The following is a 17,580-nucleotide window of genomic DNA, read 5'->3' as shown; positions in this document are numbered from 1 at the left end:
CATCTGGGAACACGCCCCCTGGCCCGCAGCACCCCTGATTCGACTTCTGGAAACACACGGACTGGGCGGCCACGCCGGCCTGAACACCACCCGCCGCTACACGTTGCCGAGTGAGGTGGACAAAACCCGTGCCCTGGACGCACTCATTACCGACCGGTGAGCGGGCTTACCGCTAAATCCTGTCGTAATCCTCCAAGGAATCGCTATTTCACCGAGTGAAGTCACCGACTACCTGCCACATAGGGTGGAACGTGCTGACCTGGAGGGCTTCCCGCGCTGCTCCAGGAGGAGGACCGCCAGGCTAGCGCCCTCCTAAGGCTCCAAGAACCCCGTTCTCACCTGCGGATTTGCCAGTCGATTACTTCTGATGAAAGATTCTTGCGTTTGATGTAATCGGCGGAAGGTGGCGGAGCGTGACCCGAAACGGCACAGTGCCGGGGGCGGCGGGGCTGCATCTGGTCGGTGGGACCACGCTGCTGCGCCCCGAGGAACAGGTCGCCGAGGCGATGCTGGAGGGCTGGCGCAACCAGCAGATGGCCCGCAACCTGGCCCTGTCCACGATCGAGGGCCGCCTCAACGCGGTGAGGGCCTTCACCCGCCACGCCGATGCCATGCCCTGGCAGTGGTCTGCGCAGATGGTCGACGAGTGGCTCGGGGACCTGCGGGCCGTCCGCCACCTGAAACAGTCCACCCTGCGCAACTACGCCGAGGCCGTCCGCTCCTTCTGCGCCTTCCTCACCGACCCCGCCTACGAGTGGGCCGCCGAGTGCGAGAAGAGGTTCGGCACCCACCCCATCCAGGTCTGCCACGAGTGGAACACCGCCCACCACCTGAAAGAATCCGAAGCCGACCCCTCAAAGAGGGCCTTCACTCGCTCTGAACTCCTGGCCTTCTTCGACCACGCCGACGACCAGGTCCTCCGGGTGCGCGGGGCCGGCCGCAAGGGCTGGCTGCCCGCCTTCCGCGACGCCGCCCTGTTCAAAACCGCCTACGCCTACGGGCTCCGCCGCCGCGAGGTGCGCATGCGCGACCTGGCCGACTTCGGACCCAATCCCCACGCCCACGAGTTCGGCGGCTACGGCGTTTGCTACGTGCGCTGGGGCAAGGCCATGAAGGGCTCACCACCCAAGCGCCGCAGCGTCCTGACCGTCGGCCCGCGCGGGGGGATCGGCGGGATGGACTGGATCGTGGACGTGCTGGCCCAGTGGGTGGAGGAAGCCCGTCCGGCCTTCAGCCACACCGGCTCCTCGGCGCTGTGGCCCTCCGAGCGCGGGCCCCGCATCGGGTTCTCGCAGATGAACACCCGCTTCGCCGCCTACCGCGACGCGATCGGCCTCGACCCAGGGCTGGACCTGCACTCGTTGCGGCGCTCCTACGTCACGCACCTGATCGAGGACGGCTGGGACCCCCGGTTCGTCCAGGAACAGGTCGGCCACGAACACGCCTCCACCACCTCCCTCTACACCTGCGTCTCCTCGGACTTTCGCACCCGGACCCTGCGCAAGGCGATGGATGCCACGATGAGAGCGGCCCTGGACACCGGAAGGACGAAACGATGAAGCGGCAGGTCAGCTACCAGTGGCGGCTGCGGGAGATCATGGCCGAACACGGCATGTTCACCGCCACCGACCTCGCCCGCCCCCTGGCCGAGCGGGGCATCGCGTTGTCCTCGGTCCAGGTCTGGCGCCTGGTCACCCAGAGCCCCGAGCGGCTCTCCCTGCCGGTCCTGGCCGCGCTCTGCGACATCTTCGAGTGCACCCCGACCGACCTCATCGCCACCCGGGCCGAGAACGCCGCACCGCGGCGCACCGCCACCGGCGAAACAGGCGGCTCGGCTGACGGGGTCGTTCCACTGCGTCCCAAGCGCGCCCGGATCGATCCGAACGGTGGGTAGACCCTGCACCCTGCCCGCGAGGGTGGACGCGCTCTTGGACGACGGCACCGGGAGACCGAATCCGCAGTTGGAGCCGCTGCGGGAAGCGATCCTGGCCATGCCCCGGCACCGGAGCGCCTCAGCCTGGATCCGCGGCCCCAAGGCCCGCCTGCTCCTGCGCGAACTGGCGCAGGGCAGCCTGCCGCTCACCCACCAGGCCTTCCACGAACACCCCGAGTGGCGAGCCGCCGCACACCTGCGCGACCTGCTCATGACCTGCGCCCTCCTGCCCCAAGCCGACAAGTACCTGCTGCACCACGAGAGCTGGCTGCACCGCCGCTTCAACGAACTCCACGACCAGGCCCACCTCCCGACCCTGGAACAGTTCGCGACCTGGCACCAGATGCCCAAGCTCCGCGCACGAGCCGAGCGTCAACCACTGACTCCCAGCACTGGGATGCACGCAGCGCAGCAGTTCAACCGAGCCCACGAGTTCCTCACCTGGCTGAATGAGAAGGATCTGGCTCTGGGAGCGGTGGCTCAGGCTGAGATCGACCGCTGGCACGCCACACACCCCCTGCACCAACAACGCTCCTTGAGGGCCTTCCTCACCTGGGCACGCAACACCAACCGCACCCCCGCGAAGCTGACCTTCCCCCGGCTGGCGATCACCGAAGGCCAACGGCTCACCCAACATCGACGGCTCGAACTCCTACGCCGGGTCCTGGACGAGAAGGCAGGCCCGTTGCGCTCCCGGGCAGCGGCCTGCCTGATGCTGCTCTTCGCCCAACCCGCGAGCCGCATCGTCCTGCTGACCATCGACGACATCACCAAGGACACCGGCGGGCAGGTGCACATTCGCCTCGGAGACCCACCGACACCGGTCCCCGAACCGTTCGCTGACCTGCTACTGCGGGCCGCAGCGGAGCGAAGCAACATCAACACCGCGAACAGCGGCGTTCCCTGGCTTTTCCCTGGCGCTCGGGCAGGACGCCCCCTGCACCCGCACAGCCTGGCCGAACTGATCCGCAACCTCGGCATTCCGGGAAGAGCGGTCCGGGCCGCTGCTCTGCGCCAGCTCGTGCTCCAAGTCCCCGCGCCGGTCATCGCTCAAGCGCTGGGGTTCCACGACAAGACCACCACACAGGTCCTCACGGAGGCCGGAGGAAGTTGGAACCGCTACGCCTCCAGTGACCACTCACAGTGATCCCGGAGGCGTGAGTCACGGAGAACCCAGATCACTCGATCAACGACTCTTACCAGTCTCGACCCCCGACCCCTGAGTCACCCAGGTTTCGTCTCACTTTGTGAGAAATAGATCTCACAAGAGGAGACTCGCGGGTAGGGTCGACCGGAGCCCCCGAGACGAAGGCGGAACGCCATGGCCCGGTACACACACGGACAGCACCCGATCGTCACCACCTCCTACCTGTGGCGCGACGCCGAGAATTCAGCCGCCTACGCGCTCTCGGAGGTCCGGCCCGGCCGCTCCCTGCTGGATGTGGGCTGCGGCCCCGGCAGCATCACCGTCGACCTCGCCCGCAGGGTCGCGCCGGGGCGCGTCACCGCCGTGGACGCCTCCGCCGAGGCGGTCGAGAGGGCGAGCGCCCACGCGGAGGAGGCCGGTGTGGACAACGTCGACTTCGTGGTCGGTGACGTCCACGCCCTGGACCTGCCCGACGACACCTTCGACGTCGTCCACGCCCACCAGGTCCTCCAGCACGTGGGCGATCCGGTGCGGGCGCTGGCCGAGATGGGCCGTGTCGCCCGGCCGGGCGGGGTGGTGGCCGCCTGCGACAGCGACTACTCGGCGATGCACTGGTACCCGAACCTGCCCGAGCTGGACGCGTGGATGGCGCTGTACCAGCGGGTGGCCCGGGCCAACGGCGGCGAACCCGATGCCGGGCGCCACCTGCTGGCCTGGGCGCACGCGGCCGGTTTCACCGAGGTCAGGCATGTCGCGGAGGTGTGGGACCACTCCGACCCCGAACGCCGTGCCTGGTGGGGCGGGATGTGGTCGCGTCGCATCCTGGAGTCGACCATGGGCCGGGACGCCGTCACCCGGGGCATGGCGAGCCAGGACGACCTGGAGTGGATCTCCGCCGGCTGGCGGCGGTGGAGCGAGCACCCCGACGGCGTGTTCGTGATACCCCGGGGCGCGGTCCTGTGCCGCGTTCCGGACTGAGACTTCGTTCCACCCCCCGCCCCCGTCGCCCGTCTCAGCGTGGCGGGGCCGTGTCCACGAGCACGCGGACCTCACCGGCCACGGTGGACCAGGTCCGGGGCGGGATCTCGTGCCCGACCCCGGGCAGGGCGACCAGGCGGGCCCCACGGATGCGCGAGGCGATCGCGGCGGCCGCGCGCGGCCGGATCAGGGGGTCGTCCGTACCGTGGAGGACCAGCGTCGGCGCGGTGACCTCGCTGATCGGCGGCCCGTGCCACTGGGCCCCGATCTGGCGGCTCTGTGCCCGGGTGTCGCGGGTACCCTCGTCGGCCAGGGCCTCCGCCCTGGCGAGTGCCTCCTCCTCGTCGAAGGCTTCCACCGGCCCCGCGCAGAAGCGGGCCACGGCCAGGCCCGCCCGGATCGCGCCCTCCCTGGTGTCGGGGAAGCTCATCCGGCTGAGTCTGGCCACGGAGCTGATGTTGACGTAGCGCAGGGTGCGCAGTCCGCGTGCGTCGCCCGGGACCGCGCACGCCGTGGTCAGGGTGCGGACCCGGTCCGGGTGGCGCACAGCGACGCGCTGGGCCACGGCCCCGCCGAGGGAGACGCCGAGCAGGTGCGCCCACTCCCAGCCGAGTGCGTCCATCACCGCGACGGCGTCGTCGGCCGTGTCCTCGGCGGTGTAGGCCTCACCGCGCTTGGCGAGCAGGGCGGTGACCGGTGTGCGGGTCCGCGTGGGCGGCAGGTGGGTCGACTCGCCGGAGTCGCGCTGGTCGTAGCGCGCGACCGCGAAGCCGCGTTCAGCCAGCAGGCGGCACAGGCCGTCCGGCCACCAGGCCCGGTTGACGCCCAGACCCATGATGAGCAGCAGCGGTTCCCCCTCGGACGCTCCGATCCACGCGTCGTGGGCCAGGCGTACGTCGCCGTTCCGCGCCCACCTGGTCGGGGTCCACACCTGGGAGGTCATGGCCCGCTCCTCTCATACTGCGATCACTGTTCTCAGTATTAGGATAGGGGTACACGACCGTGACGAGGCGAGGGGCCCGGTGAACGAGGAACCGACGACCGTGTGGAACCGCCCGGAGCGAGGCAGGCGCGGCCCGGCACCGGAACGCAGCAGGGACCAGATCACCGCCGCCGCGGTCGCCCTCGCCGACGAGGGCGGCCTGAACGCGGTGTCCATGCGCCGGGTCGCCGGACGGCTGGGCACCGGACCGGCCTCGCTGTACCGGTACGTGTCCACCCGCTCCGACCTGCTCGACCTCATGGCGGACGCCGTCACGGCGGAGATCGACCTCGACGTTCCGCTCAGCGGGGACCCGGTCGAGGACCTGACGGCGCTCGCCACCCGCGCGAAACGGGTGCACCTGAGCCACCCCTGGCTCCTCGACCTGCCCACAGAGCCCGTCCCCGGGCCCCACGGTATGGACTACCTGGAGCGCGCCCTGCGGGCGTTGGCCCCGAGCGGGCTCTCCCAACCGGCCCAGCTGGAGACGATCGGCCTGCTCAACGGGCTGGTGACGCTCTTCGCACGGACCGAGCTCCGCCGGAACGCGGCCGACGCGTCCCCTTCCACCCGTGTGGCCCTGACCGGCGTCGCGGCGACCGAGGACCGGCACCCGCTCGTCGTGGCCGCCCTGGCGAACAGCCCCGCCCCCGAGGCCGCCGAGGACACCCACGCCCTGTTCGACCGCATGGTCCGCCGAGTGCTCACCGGCCTCGTCGCGCGCTGACGGCGGCTCGGGGCGGTCCACGTCGTACTCGCGGGACACGCACCGGCGGAGCACTGGCGACGGCGGCGACGCCCGATATAGCGTCGGTCCATCGGGACCATCGGCCCTCCGGAGGCACCATGTCCGACCTGCCCATCGGATTCTGGCTCAAGCACCTGGACCGGCTCATCGAGCACGACTTCGACCACGCCCTGGCCGAGGACTCCCTCGACCGCCGCCAGTGGCAGGTGCTCAACTCCCTGCACGACGACCCCGGCACCGTCCTCCAGCTGGACCAGCGCCTGGCGCCCTTCCTGGAGGACGACGAGCCCAGCGTCGCTCCGGCGGTGGAGGCCCTGCGTGAGCGCGGCTGGATCAGCGGTCTGGTCTCCCTGGAACTGACCTCCGAGGGACAGCGGGCCCACGGCGAGCTCCTCCAGCGCGTCACCCGCACCCGGGAACGCCTGTGCCAGGGCGTCAGCGACCAGGAGTACCGCGACACGGTCAACGTGCTGGAGCGGATGTCGGCCAACCTCGAACCGTCCTGACCGGTCAGTCGAAGTGCAGTTCCCTGGTGAGTTCGACGAAGGCCAGGTCGTCCTGTCGGGGCAGCCCGAAGGCCGCGTCGCCGTAGGGGAAGGGCTCGGTCTTGCCGGTGTTGGTGTATCCGCGCCGCTCGTACCAGGCGATGAGCTCCGGGCGCTGCTTGAGGACCTTCATCCGGATGAGGCGGCACCCCCACTCGCTCGCCGCCGTGCGCTCGGCCTCGGCCAGCACGATCCGCCCGAGGCCCGCGCCCTGGAGGTCGGGGCGCACCGAGAACATCCCGAAGTACGCGCCGTTGACGGTCCGCTGGAGTTCGCAGCAGGTGACGACCTCGCCCTCGGACTCACCCACGAGCACCAGGGTGTTGGTCCGGCCGAACAGCTCCGTCAGGGCGTCGGCGTCCACCCGCTGGCCGTCGAGGAAGTCGGCCTCGGTGGTCCAGCCCCGGCGTGAGCTGTCGCCCCGGTAGCAGGAGTTGACCAGGTCGACCAGTGCCGGGACGTCCTCGACCCCCGCGGGCCTGAACTCGATCTTGGTCCGTCCGTCCGGCACACCCTCGTCGCCGCGCATGGTGGTCACGCTCTTCCCCCTCGAAATCCTTCGGAATCACCCCGAACCGCGCACCCAGTATGTCCAAGTCCGGGGAGTGGACCGGCCACCCCCGGTTCGGGCCCGGGGGTGCGTCCCGTCCGGGCGGCCCGGACGGACTACCTCCGACTGGCCTCCACGTGGGCCAGGAAGGAGCGCAGCCGCGCCCGACCCGCCTCGGCGGGGACCTGTGCGGGGTTGACCATCATCTGGAGCGCGAGCCCGTCCACGAAGGTGTGCAGGAACGCGGCCCAGGTCTCCAGCCAGGGGTCGGGGTGCTCGTGTTCGGGGTCCTCCAGGGGAGGCAGCCCGCCGAGCGCTCCGACCAACTGGCGGTACAGGCCGCGCTGCCGGGCCCAGCGCTCCTCCAGACGGGGGTCGAGTTCCCCGAGGTGCCCGGCGGCCTGCCAGACCTGGAACTCGGCGCTGCGGACGGAGTCCAGGGGGAGCATGTGCTCCGCGAACCCGGCGGCGCGCTCGACCACTGATTCCTCGGGGCGCCAGGTGCGCGACTGCTCCCGCATCCGCCCGACGACGCGTTCCTCGGACAGGTCCATGGCGAAGACCAGGAGTTCCTCACGGGTCTGGAAGTAGTGGCGCAGCGCCCCGGCGGAGAGCCCCGCCTCAGCGGCGACGGTGCGGATGGACACGGCTTGGGGGCCGGAGTGGGCGATCACCCTCCACAGGGCCTCGGCCAGCTCCCTGCGGCGTTCTTCGTGATCAACGATCTTGGGCACTCCCCTTTTCTAGCACGCCTGTGTTATTTTATTTAGCACAGCCGAGTTAAAAACAGACGTGGAGAGTCGCATGCCCCCCTTGGACGTACTCCTGCCGGTCGCCGGACTGGCGCTCCTGGACACCCTGAGTCCCACGACCCTCGGCGTCTCCCTGTTCGTACTGCTCAGCGGCGCGACCTCCGTGGCCCGCCCCCTCTTCGTCTACCTCGGCACGGTGGCCCTGTTCTACTTCGCCCTCGGATGCGCGCTCATGCTGGGACTGGGGGCGGCTCTCGGCAGCCTGTCCAACCTCGCGGACAGCCCCCTCTTCGGCTGGGGGCTCCTGGTCCTGGGCGGGGGCCTGTTCGCCTACTCCTGGGTGATGCCGACCAGGAGACGCGCTCCCCGACGCCCGGCCTCGTTCCGCACCGTCAGCATGATCGGCCTCGGCCTGGCGACCGGTCTGCTGGAGGCCGGGACCGCCCTGCCCTACCTCGGCGCCATCGGCATCATGAGCACCGCCGGGCTGAGCGCCTCCACCTGGATCCCGGTGCTCGCCGCCTACAACCTCGTGATGGTCCTGCCGCCCGTCCTCCTCTACCTGGGGCACCGCGTGTTCGGTGAGCGCCTGCGTCCCAGGCTGGACCGCTGGCGCGAGAAGATCGACGCGGGCTCGCGGGAGACCCTGTCCTGGATCATCGGCATCGTGGGGCTGATCCTCCTCGTGCACGGCCTCCAACAGGTGGGGGTCATCGACGTCATCGACTCCCTGAACCCCTGAGTCCCGCCGGTCACCCGGGCCCGGTCAGCGCCCCTGGCCGTACAGCTCCGAGAGCAGCGCCACCGCCGCGTGCGTGGCCGGGTGCGGGTCGTGGCGTCGCCAGACCAGCCGCACCGGGATCAGCGGCGCGTCGCGCAGGGGGCGGAAGACGATGCCGTCGCGCCGGTACTGCGTGGCGGTGCTCTCCGGGGTGATGCCGACCGCCCGCCCCGTGGCGATCTCGGCCAGCCAGTCGTCGATGTCGCGGGTGGGTTCCATCTCGGGCCGCGCGCCCTCCGGCCACAGGTCCGCCGTGGTGGTTCCGGTGCGCCGGTCGAACAGCAGGACGCGGCCGGTCAGCTCGTCCAGACGCAGCGAGCGCCGCCGGGCCCAGGGGTCGTCGGAGGCCATCGCGCAGTGCCGCCGCTCGTGTCCCACCACGGCGCTGTCGAAGCGCCTGCCGTCGAAGGGCGCTCGGACCACCGCCAGATCGCACAACCCCTCGGCCAGCCCGCCGGTGGGGGTGTTGGTGCGGACCAGGTGCAGGTCCACGCCCGGGTGCAGGTCGGCCCAGCGGCGCTGGAACTCCGCCGTGTGGCGGCCCACCGCCGACCACGCGTGGCCCACCCGCAGCCGGGTGTGGCCGGTGGTCGCCTCGCTCACCAGGTTCTCGGCCTCGGCCAGCAGGTGGCGGGCACGGGCCAACACCTGGACCCCGGCCGTGGTGGGCGTGACGTCCCGGCTGGTGCGGTGCAGGAGTCGCACGCCGAGGATGCCCTCCAGGGCGGCCAGGGTCCGGGAGACCGCCGCCTGGGACACCCCCAGGTCGAGGGCGGCGTCGCTGAACCCGCCCGTGTCCACGATCGCGACCAGGCAGCGCAGGTGACGGAGTTCGAGATCCATGACTTCAGCGTATAGATGCTCACTCGTATGCATTTTGCGTATACGAACGGCCGGTGGATGCTCCCGGTATGACGACTTCCACCGACACCGGGCAGGGCGCCGACCGCTGGCGGGGCATGGCCGTGATGCTGACCGGCGGCGCCTCCAACCAGGTCGGGGCGGCCACCGCCGCCCTGGCCTTCCCGGTCATCGGCCCGGTCGGGGTGGTCGCGATCCGCCAGTGGGTGGCGGGCACCGTGCTGATGCTGGTGGGACGTCCCCGACTGCGTGCCTTCACCTGGCGGCAGTGGTGGCCGGTGCTGGCGATGGCGGTGGTGTTCGGTTCCATGAACCTGACCCTCTACCTGGCCGTGGACCGCATCGGACTGGGGCTGGCGGTCACCCTGGAGTTCCTCGGGCCGCTGGCGGTGGCCCTGGCCGCCACGCGCCGCTGGACCGACCTGGCCTGCGCGTTGGTGGCGGGCGGGGCTGTCGCGGTCCTCATGCGTCCGCAGCCCTCCACCGACTACACGGGGATCGCCCTGGCCCTGGTCGCGGCGGCCTGTTGGGCCGCCTACATCCTGCTCAACCGGACGGTCGGGCGGCGGCTCCCCGGGATCGAGGGCTCGGCGACCGCCGCCGGGATCTCCGCGCTCGTGTTCGTGCCCGTGGGGATCACCGCGCTGTACCTGCACCCGCCCACACCGGTCGCCGTCCTCTGTGCGGCGGTGGCGGGGGTGCTCTCCTCGATGGTCCCGTTCCTGGGCGACCTGTACGCGTTGCGCCGGGTCCCGGCCCGCTTCTTCGGCCTGTTCATGAGCGTGCACCCCGTGATGGCGGCCCTGGCGGGCTGGCTGGTGCTGGGCCAGGCCCTGGACGGGTGGGAGGGCGCGGCGATCCTCGCGATCGTGGCCGCGAACGCGGTCAGCGCCGGAACGGTCAGCCGGGGACCCCGCCTCGAAGGAACTCCAGGGCGGGCCCGGTCTGGGGCGTGAGGGCGTGGCCGACTCCGGGAAGCACCCGTACGCGGGCGTGCGGGACGCACGCCCGCACGCGCCGGGCGGTCTCTTCGGAGTCGAACATCCGGTCCCGGTCGCCCACGGTCACCTGGAGCGGGGTCCCCAGCGTGCGCAGCGCCTCGTCCGGGAAAACCGGCAGGGACGCGGTACGCGGCCGGAACCTGGAGAAGACCGCCATGATCTCGTCCAGCACCGCGTCGTTCCCGGAACGCCCGAGCCCGACCAGGTAGCGGACCGACCGCTGCCGGGCACGGGCCCCGAACGACATGAGCAGCCCCGCCCCCAGGATGCTCCACCGGCGTTGGGCGCCCACCCCGCCCGGGCAGCCCAGAGCGAGGCGGGTGACGCGTCCGGGGCGGCGGATCGCGTAGTCGAGAGCCGTCCATCCTCCCAGGGACATCCCGGCCATGGCGGTGTCACGCACGCCGAGCTCCGCGAGGACGTCGTCCAGCCACAGCGCGCTGGCCTCGGTGGACAGCTCGGGGCGGGTGGGCGCGCTCAGTCCGGGCTCACCGACCAGGTCCACGGAGTACACCCGGAAGTGCTCCGACCACGCGGGCAGGTCCGGGAACCAGTGGGCCGAGTTGGCCCCGGACCCGTGCAGCAGGACCAGCGGCGGAGCCTCCTCGGGGCCGCAGGCGAGCACGAAGGTCTCCCCCTCACGGGTCGGGACCGTCAGCCTCCGGGTCGGGACGGGGGCATGGTCCAGGGCCCGGAGGTACCGCTGCCGGAGCCACCGCTCCCCGTCCTCGGTTCGGTAGATCGCACTCATGACACGCATCCTCTCTCCTCTTCCTCAAGATACCGCAACCTTCCTTATGAAAGGGAAGTACAGGGAAGAACTCGGGAGGTACGATGAAAACTTGACCTCAAGTATTGTTCGGGTTCTACGGTTCAGGGGTACCCAACGACTCGGACCGGTGGACCCCATGAGTATGGAAATGGCCGCGTGGAACTCGATCTACCACGCGATGCACGCCCACGAGGATCAGCGCCCCTTCTCCCGCCCCGTCCTGCGCAGGATCGCCTCCTTCGCCCGACCGCACGCACGCCCCCTCGCGTGGTTCCTCGGCCTCAGCGTCGTCACGGCCGCCCTGGCGGTGGCCTCACCACTGCTGGCTGGTGAGGTCGTCAACGAGATCGTGGCCGGGGCGGCCCTCAGGCCGGTCCTGCTCCTGGCCGGGCTCATCGCCCTGGTCGCGATCGCGGAGGCCGTGCTCTCCCTGGCCGTGCGGTGGTTCTCCTCCCGGGTCGGGGAGGGGCTCATCCTGGACCTGCGTACCACCGTCTACGAGCACGTCCAGCGGATGCCGGTCGCCTTCTTCACCCGGACCCGTACCGGAGCCCTGGTCAGCCGGCTCAACAACGACGTCATCGGTGCCCAGCGCGCCTTCAGCGACGTCCTGTCCGGGGTGATCAGCAACCTCGTCACGCTCGTGCTGGCGCTGGTCGTCATGGCGACCCTGTCCTGGCAGATCACCCTGCTCTCGCTCGTGCTGCTGCCCGTCTTCGTCCTGCCCGCCCGCCGCATGGGCGCCCGGCTGGCCAGGATCGAACGCGAACGCACCATCCACAACTCCGCCATGAGCACCCAGATGACCGAGCGTTTCTCGGCTCCCGGCGCCACGCTGGTCAAGCTCTTCGGCCGCCCCGACGACGAGGCCGCCGAGTTCGCCCGCCGCGCCAGCCGGGTCCGCGACATCGGAGTGCGCACCGCCATGGTCCAGGAGATCTTCTTCACCGCCCTGACCCTGGTCTCCGCGCTCGCCCTCGCCCTGGTCTACGGCCTCGGCGGCTTCTACGCGCTGAGGGGCCAGCTCGACGCCGGAACGGTCGTCGCGATGGGCATGCTCCTGACCCGCCTGTACGCGCCGCTGACGGCGCTGGCCAGCGCCCGCGTGGAGATCATGAGCGCCCTGGTCAGCTTCAGCAGGGTGTTCGAGGTCCTGGACCTGGAGCCGCTGGTGGACGAGAGCCCGGACGCGCGCCCGGTCCCCGCGGGGCCCGTCTCGCTGGAGTTCGACGACGTCTCCTTCGGTTACCCGACCGCCGACCGGGTCTCCCTCGCCTCACTGGAGGAGGTCGCCACCCTGGACACCACCGACAACGGCCCGGTCCTGCACGGGGTGTCGTTCCGGGTCGAACCCGGTCAGACCGTGGCCCTGGTCGGCTCCTCCGGAGCGGGCAAGTCCACCATCGCCCAGCTCACCCCGCGCCTGTACGACGTGGATGAGGGCACCGTCCGCCTGGGCGGTACCGACGTCCGCGACCTCACCTTCGCGTCCGTGCGGGCCACCCTGGGCATGGTCACCCAGGACGGCCACCTGTTCCACGAGTCCATCCGCGCCAACCTCACCCTCGGCGCCCCCGAGGCCACCGACGAACAGGTCTGGGACGCCCTGCGCCGTGCCCGCCTGGACACCCTCGTCGCCAGCCTCCCCGACGGACTGGACACGGTGGTGGGCGAGCGCGGCTACCGCTTCTCCGGAGGGGAGCGCCAGCGGCTCACCATCGCCCGTCTCCTGCTGACCGGGCCGGAGGTGGTCATTCTCGACGAGGCCACCTCCGCCCTGGACTCCACTTCCGAAGCGGCGGTCCAGGCCGCGCTGGCCGAGGCCCTGGAGGGGCGGACCGCCCTGGTCATCGCCCACCGGCTCTCCACCATCCGCGCGGCGGACGCCATCCTGGTGGTCGAGGCCGGGCGGATCGTGGAACGCGGCACCCACGCCGAGCTGCTGGCCAGGGGCGGCCGCTACGCCGAGCTGTACCGGACCCAGTTCTCCCACGGGGACCCCGAACCGGCGACGACGGCCGGGTAGGCCCACGAACCCCGTCCCCCGGTGGCGCCACACCGGGGGACGGCCACGACGGCGCCCGGGGCCCGCGAGTGCGGACGGCATGGTGCACCGCGAGGTCCACCAGCAGGTGCCGCCCAGGGTCGAGTAGTCGCTGACCGAGTTCGGCCGCACACTTCCGCCCGCGCTCAACGCCCTCGGCGCCTGGGGCGAGGAGAACCTGGAGCGCCTCCAAGCGGGGCGGCCGCAGGACTGATCCCGCCCGTGGAACGGCGAGGGGCCGGAACGCAGCCCGCGTTCCGGCCCCTCCGCCCTTCGCCGGTCCGGGCGTCGAAGGCGGGCCCGACGCGACGGTCCCCCACCGCTCCGGTCTCAGATCTCCTTGACGACCCGGGCGGGGTTGCCGACCGCCACCACGTTCGCTGGCAGGTCCTTGGAGACCACGGCCCCGGCGCCCACCACGGTGTTCTCACCGATGGTCACACCCGGGCAGACGATGACCCCGCCGCCCAGCCACACGTTGTCTCCGATGGTGATGGGCTCGGCCGCCTCCCACTTGGCCCGGCGCAGCTCCGGGTCGATCGGGTGCGTGGGGGTGAGCAGCTGGACACCCGGTCCGATCAGGACGTCCGCGCCGATCGTGATGGGGGCGACGTCGAGCATGACCGCGTCGAAGTTGACGAAGGAACGCGGCCCGATGGTGATCCGGTACCCGAGGTCCACACGCAGCGGCGGACGGATCTCGCTGCCCTCCCCGAGCTCACCGACGAGGTCGGTGAGGGCCTTGAACCGCCCCTCGGCGTCGTCGGCCGCGCAGGTGTTGAACGCCTCGGAGAGCAGCGCGGCTCGGGCCACGTCCGCGTGGATCTCGGGGTCGTCGGCGAGGTAGAGCTCACCGGCCAGCATGCGTTCCTTCTGAGTGCCCACGGGGGTGGTCCTTCCTTAGGGAGTCCTGGTCCGACCCTAACCCCGGGGCCTGGCGTCACACGGCGCTTCAGAGGACCCGCCGGACCCCCGGCAGGGCCCGGACCCCGGCGGCCACGACCCAGCACAGCGGCACGGCCAGCACCGCCATCCCGGCGAACTTCGCGAGGGCGACCGCCTCCCAGCCGCTCAGCGCCAGCCCGAGCGCGACCAGGACCAGGGCGTGCAGCACGTAGACCGCGAAGGCGTTGTCGGAGAGGAAGGCCAGGAAGCGGTTGCTCCGGTCGAACAGCCTTCGGAAGAGCACCAGCAGCATGACCACCACACCCATGGCGAAGAGGGTCTCCCCCAGGATCTGTGCCAGCGCCTGCCAGCTGCCGGGGGTCAGGGAGTCCACACCCAGGACCGCCAGGGTCGCGGCCAGGGAGACCAGGCCCAGCACAGCCATCGCCAGACCTCCCCACCCGGCCGAGTTCGGCAGCCGTGTGAGCCACTCGCGCCGGTAGGCGAACACGCCGACGGTGAACAGGGCCGCGTACTGGGGCAGGTAGCCGGGGCTGGGCAGCCCCACGACCGGCCAGTAAGGCGCGGGGAAGGCGAACCGCCACGCGAAGGTGACCAGCGCCAGACCCACGGAGAAGAGGACGACCGGGACGAACCAGCGCAGCGGCTCGGAACCGGCCGGGCGGGAGACCTCCCGGTCCGCGCCGGCGGCGCGACGCTCGCCCGGTCCCCGGACCACCACGTAGACCAGGCTCATCACCAGCAGGACCTCCACGAACCACAGCGGGCCGGGGTCGATCGAGAACAGGTAGAGCATCCAGTACGACAGGTCGGGGTCGGCGGCGAGCAGGTCCGCGTGCGCGGGCGCCATGACCAGGGGGCGCAACAGCACCAGGAACAACAACAGCGGCACCCCCAGACGGACCAGGCGTTCGCGGACGAACGGCCGCCGTCCCCTGCGATCCACGGCGCCGGGGACGAAGTACCCCGCCAGCAGGAAGAACAGGCCCATGAAGAAGGTCTGGTTGAGGATCACGAACAGGTCCAACAGGCCGCCGGTGGGGTCCTGGGCGGGTTCGGTGTAGAACCACAGCGGGATGTTGCCGTAGGTGACGGCGACGTGGTGCAGGACCACCAGCACCGTGAGGAAGACCCGCAGGTTGTCGACGAAGAACAGGCGTGCCCGTGGGGCCTGGGGCGGGGTCGCGGGGGTCGTGGTGGGGTACTGCCGTGTCATGGTGCCCTCGCGTCCGGGAGTGAACGAGCTTCGGGGGCAGTCAGTCGGCTCGGGCGGCGCGGACCAGGAGTTCGCCCAGCTCGTCGGCGTGCGTGAGCAGGTCGTGGTCGGGGTGGACGCGCCAGTACTCGAACATGGCGTCGATGGACGACTGCTGGCTGACCGCCATCACGCGCACGTCGAAGGCGCGGAACTCCCTGCTCCGCTGTCCGAGCCGGTAGAACGCTTCGAGGCCCTGGTAGAGCGGTTCCGCCTGGCGCCCCCCGAACCGGGGAGCGCCGTGGGCGTCGCGTGCGTGGATGAGGATCTGCGCGAGGGCGGCCATGCGGTCACGGTGTTCCAGCGCGTACTCGGCGACGCTTCGCACGTGGGCGCGCAGCATCTCCTCAGCGGTGGTCTGTGCCGTGACCCTGGCGGCGACGGTCTCCGCGATCTCCGTGTAGACACCCGTCACCACCTGGTCCATCAGTTCGTCCTTGCCGTCGAAGTGGTAGGAGATCACGCCCTTGCTGATCCCCGCCTCCCGTGCGATCCGCGCCAGGGAGGCGCTGGGGTAGCCCACCTCGGCGATGGTGCCCACCGCAGCCTCGATGATCTGCGCCCTGCGGGCCTCCTCGATGAAGGACCGCTTCTGTCCGTCTGGCTTGTTTTCTGACTGCATGGCCAGAATCCTATCTAGCGGACCAGGAATCCATGGGGGATGGCCCTGAACGCCCCCTGAACCCGGACCCTGAGGCCCCGCGACGCACCGGTGGCCCATGCGCGGAGAGGGGCGGGCGGGTGGAGAATGGCCCCATGTCCCTTTCCGAACGGGGGCCGCTGCTGCCCCTGGTCGCCACGGTGTCCGCCGGTGGGGCCCTGGGCGCCCTGAGCCGCCACGCCCTGGACGTACTCTGGCCGCCCGCTGCCTCCGGGGTCTCCTGGACGATCCTGGCCGTCAACGTCACCGGCAGCCTGCTGATCGGCCTGCTCATGGAACTGGTCGTGCACCGCTGGCCCGGGAACCGCCTCGTCCGCCCCTTCTGGGGAGTGGGGTTCCTCGGCGGCTACACCACGTTCTCCGCCTACGCCACCGACGTGGTCACGGCCCTCGAACGGGGCGCCCCGCAGGTCGCGCTGGTCTACCTCCTCCTCACCCTGGCGGGGGCGCTCACCGCGGCCTGGGCGGCCTCGTCACTGGCCCACCGGTTCCTCACACACGGAGGAGGGCGCAACCCGTGAGCGCGCTGATGGTCGTCCTGGGCGCGGCCGTGGGAGCCCCCGTCCGCTTCCTCGTGGACCTGGAGCTCAAGCGCCGGTTCGGGGAGGGCTTTCCCTGGGGGACCCTGGTGGTGAACGTGGTCGGCAGCCTGGCCCTGGGCGCGCTGCTGGCGCTCCCCCTGTCCCCTGAGCTGTCGGCACTCCTGGGTGTGGGCCTGTGCGGGGCGCTGACCACCTACTCCACGTTCGCCTACGAGACGGTGCAGCTCTCCCGGACCGGTTCCCGCGGCCGCGCCCTGGTGAACGTGCTGGCGCACCTGTGCCTGGGCGTGGGCTCCGCCTGGGTCGGACTGACCGTGGCCGGGGCACTCCTGGGCTGACTGACGCTCGTCACTACTGTGTCGGTATGCCTTCCCTGACGCCGGTGACCACCTGGCTGGACCGCCTCAACCAACGGCATCCGTGGAGCCACAACGACCGTCTGGGACCCTGGGTGGTGCGCCGCGTCGCGGCCAGCGGTGCGCGCGACGTCCTGGACGTGGGCTGCGGCACCGGAAACCTGCTGGCGCGGCTGCGTCGGCGCGTGGACGAGGTCGTGGGCCTGGAGCCCGATCCGGCCGCCGCCGCGCTCGCCGGGGGGCGGTTCGCGGACGATCCGGGAATCACCGTCATGCGGGCGGGCTTCGCGGAACGCGACCCCGACCGGCGCTGGGACGCCGTCACCCTGGTGGCGGTCCTGCACCACCTGCCGCTGGAGGCGACCCTGCGGGAGCTGCGCGCGAGCCTGGCACCCGGCGGTCGGCTGGTGGTCGTGGGCTGCCACCGTGACGGCGACCCGGCCGACCACCTCACGGGACTGGTCTCCGCCGTCCTGAACCCGTTGGTGGGCCTGGTCAGGCACCCGGGCGCCGCCACCGAGCCGCCCCCGCACATGCGCGCCCCCACCAGAGAACCCGAATGGACCCTCGACCGGATCCGCGCGGTGGCCGCCCGGGAGCTGCCCGGGGCCCGTGTGCGCCGACGCCTCTTCTGGCGGCACACCCTCGTGTACGACCACCCCGCCTGAGCGTTTGCCGTTCCGGCAAAGTTTCTTGCCCCCCACCTCGTTCCGGGGTCACCTTGGTGGCGGAAGGGTCAGCGGACCTCTCCTCACCCCATCACCAA

At 71.2% G+C, this 17,580-nt stretch carries 20 protein-coding genes; 12 read left to right on the top strand and 8 right to left on the bottom strand.

From position 1 onward, the window contains the following. Positions 1 to 413 precede the first annotated feature (413 nt). The 4 genes from ACRWK8_RS10845 (at position 414) to ACRWK8_RS10830 (ending at position 4,058) form a co-directional block, all read left to right on the top strand. The gene (locus tag ACRWK8_RS10845) at positions 414 to 1,559 is read left to right on the top strand and encodes a tyrosine-type recombinase/integrase (RefSeq protein ID WP_431869966.1); all 1,146 of its coding nucleotides are present in this window, start codon (positions 414 to 416) and stop codon (positions 1,557 to 1,559) included. Next, positions 1,556 to 1,894 (top strand): helix-turn-helix domain-containing protein, encoded by a 339-nt coding sequence (locus ACRWK8_RS10840; RefSeq protein WP_431869964.1) that lies wholly within the window; start codon positions 1,556 to 1,558, stop codon positions 1,892 to 1,894. The genes ACRWK8_RS10845 and ACRWK8_RS10840 overlap by 4 nt, the downstream gene beginning before the upstream one ends. Positions 1,895 to 1,916: 22 nt before the next feature. Beyond that, positions 1,917 to 3,080, top strand: coding sequence for a hypothetical protein (locus ACRWK8_RS10835; protein WP_431869962.1), 1,164 nt, complete (start codon positions 1,917 to 1,919; stop codon positions 3,078 to 3,080). Between the two features lie 174 nt (positions 3,081 to 3,254). After that, on the top strand, positions 3,255 to 4,058 hold the full coding sequence (locus ACRWK8_RS10830) for a class I SAM-dependent methyltransferase (protein WP_431869960.1): 804 nt from the start codon (positions 3,255 to 3,257) through the stop codon (positions 4,056 to 4,058). A 34-nt stretch (positions 4,059 to 4,092) separates the two neighbouring features. On the opposite strand, the gene ACRWK8_RS10825 is transcribed toward ACRWK8_RS10830, so the two are convergent. Beyond that, complete coding sequence (locus ACRWK8_RS10825) at positions 4,093 to 5,001, bottom strand: alpha/beta fold hydrolase (RefSeq protein WP_431869958.1); 909 nt, start codon at positions 4,999 to 5,001, stop codon at positions 4,093 to 4,095. Positions 5,002 to 5,080: 79 nt separating this feature from the next. Between ACRWK8_RS10825 and ACRWK8_RS10820 the strand changes: the two genes are divergently transcribed. Beyond that, positions 5,081 to 5,767 carry a TetR/AcrR family transcriptional regulator gene (locus tag ACRWK8_RS10820; RefSeq protein WP_431869956.1) on the top strand — a complete coding sequence of 229 codons (687 nt, stop codon included), beginning with the start codon at positions 5,081 to 5,083 and terminating at the stop codon, positions 5,765 to 5,767. A 119-nt stretch (positions 5,768 to 5,886) separates the two neighbouring features. Next, on the top strand, positions 5,887 to 6,294 hold the full coding sequence (locus ACRWK8_RS10815; protein WP_378740416.1) for a MarR family winged helix-turn-helix transcriptional regulator: 408 nt from the start codon (positions 5,887 to 5,889) through the stop codon (positions 6,292 to 6,294). 4 nt (positions 6,295 to 6,298) lie between these two features. Here ACRWK8_RS10815 and ACRWK8_RS10810 read toward each other — a convergent pair whose 3' ends face one another. Beyond that, complete coding sequence (locus tag ACRWK8_RS10810; protein WP_378740504.1) at positions 6,299 to 6,862, bottom strand: GNAT family N-acetyltransferase; 564 nt, start codon at positions 6,860 to 6,862, stop codon at positions 6,299 to 6,301. Positions 6,863 to 6,999: 137 nt separating this feature from the next. Beyond that, positions 7,000 to 7,617 carry a TetR/AcrR family transcriptional regulator gene (locus ACRWK8_RS10805; RefSeq protein WP_378740414.1) on the bottom strand — a complete coding sequence of 206 codons (618 nt, stop codon included), beginning with the start codon at positions 7,615 to 7,617 and terminating at the stop codon, positions 7,000 to 7,002. Between the two features lie 70 nt (positions 7,618 to 7,687). Between ACRWK8_RS10805 and ACRWK8_RS10800 the strand changes: the two genes are divergently transcribed. Next, positions 7,688 to 8,377, top strand: a complete 690-nt coding sequence (locus ACRWK8_RS10800) for a GAP family protein (protein ID WP_431869953.1) — start codon at positions 7,688 to 7,690, stop codon at positions 8,375 to 8,377. A gap of 24 nt (positions 8,378 to 8,401) precedes the next feature. On the opposite strand, the gene ACRWK8_RS10795 is transcribed toward ACRWK8_RS10800, so the two are convergent. Next, complete coding sequence (locus ACRWK8_RS10795; RefSeq protein WP_378740410.1) at positions 8,402 to 9,259, bottom strand: LysR family transcriptional regulator; 858 nt, start codon at positions 9,257 to 9,259, stop codon at positions 8,402 to 8,404. A gap of 68 nt (positions 9,260 to 9,327) precedes the next feature. Between ACRWK8_RS10795 and ACRWK8_RS10790 the strand changes: the two genes are divergently transcribed. Then, positions 9,328 to 10,233, top strand: a complete 906-nt coding sequence (locus tag ACRWK8_RS10790) for an EamA family transporter (RefSeq protein WP_378740408.1) — start codon at positions 9,328 to 9,330, stop codon at positions 10,231 to 10,233. On the opposite strand, the gene ACRWK8_RS10785 is transcribed toward ACRWK8_RS10790, so the two are convergent. Then, on the bottom strand, positions 10,178 to 11,029 hold the full coding sequence (locus ACRWK8_RS10785; RefSeq protein ID WP_431870008.1) for an alpha/beta fold hydrolase: 852 nt from the start codon (positions 11,027 to 11,029) through the stop codon (positions 10,178 to 10,180). The two genes, ACRWK8_RS10790 and ACRWK8_RS10785, sit on opposite strands and share 56 nt — an antisense overlap. Before the next feature lie 157 nt (positions 11,030 to 11,186). Here ACRWK8_RS10785 and ACRWK8_RS10780 point away from each other — a divergent pair, with 157 nt between their 5' ends. Beyond that, the gene (locus tag ACRWK8_RS10780; protein ID WP_431869950.1) at positions 11,187 to 13,076 is read left to right on the top strand and encodes an ABC transporter ATP-binding protein; all 1,890 of its coding nucleotides are present in this window, start codon (positions 11,187 to 11,189) and stop codon (positions 13,074 to 13,076) included. Between the two features lie 348 nt (positions 13,077 to 13,424). Here the strand turns inward: ACRWK8_RS10780 and ACRWK8_RS10775 are convergent, their stop codons facing one another. The 3 genes from ACRWK8_RS10775 to ACRWK8_RS10765 form a co-directional block, all read right to left on the bottom strand. Continuing rightward, positions 13,425 to 13,958, bottom strand: coding sequence for a sugar O-acetyltransferase (locus ACRWK8_RS10775; RefSeq protein WP_431870006.1), 534 nt, complete (start codon positions 13,956 to 13,958; stop codon positions 13,425 to 13,427). 88 nt (positions 13,959 to 14,046) lie between these two features. Then, entirely contained in the window at positions 14,047 to 15,216 is a 1,170-nt protein-coding gene (locus ACRWK8_RS10770; protein WP_431869948.1) for an acyltransferase family protein, read from the bottom strand. A 40-nt stretch (positions 15,217 to 15,256) separates the two neighbouring features. Then, positions 15,257 to 15,877, bottom strand: a complete 621-nt coding sequence (locus ACRWK8_RS10765) for a TetR/AcrR family transcriptional regulator (RefSeq protein WP_431869946.1) — start codon at positions 15,875 to 15,877, stop codon at positions 15,257 to 15,259. A 134-nt stretch (positions 15,878 to 16,011) separates the two neighbouring features. Here ACRWK8_RS10765 and ACRWK8_RS10760 point away from each other — a divergent pair, with 134 nt between their 5' ends. From ACRWK8_RS10760 to ACRWK8_RS10750, 3 genes are read left to right on the top strand one after another with little or no spacing between them, the layout of a single operon-like run. Further along, positions 16,012 to 16,437, top strand: coding sequence for a fluoride efflux transporter FluC (locus tag ACRWK8_RS10760; RefSeq protein ID WP_378740399.1), 426 nt, complete (start codon positions 16,012 to 16,014; stop codon positions 16,435 to 16,437). After that, positions 16,434 to 16,796 (top strand): fluoride efflux transporter CrcB, encoded by a 363-nt coding sequence (gene crcB / locus ACRWK8_RS10755; protein WP_378740397.1) that lies wholly within the window; start codon positions 16,434 to 16,436, stop codon positions 16,794 to 16,796. The genes ACRWK8_RS10760 and crcB overlap by 4 nt, the downstream gene beginning before the upstream one ends. 26 nt (positions 16,797 to 16,822) lie before the next feature. Continuing rightward, positions 16,823 to 17,482 carry a class I SAM-dependent methyltransferase gene (locus tag ACRWK8_RS10750; RefSeq protein WP_378740395.1) on the top strand — a complete coding sequence of 220 codons (660 nt, stop codon included), beginning with the start codon at positions 16,823 to 16,825 and terminating at the stop codon, positions 17,480 to 17,482. Positions 17,483 to 17,580 lie beyond the last annotated feature (98 nt).

The sequence above is a fragment of the Nocardiopsis eucommiae genome, assembly GCF_965344335.1.
GTDB lineage: Bacteria > Actinomycetota > Actinomycetes > Streptosporangiales > Streptosporangiaceae > Nocardiopsis > Nocardiopsis eucommiae.
Note: the sequence above shows the minus strand (reverse complement) of the source record. Positions and strands in the feature narration are given on the sequence as shown.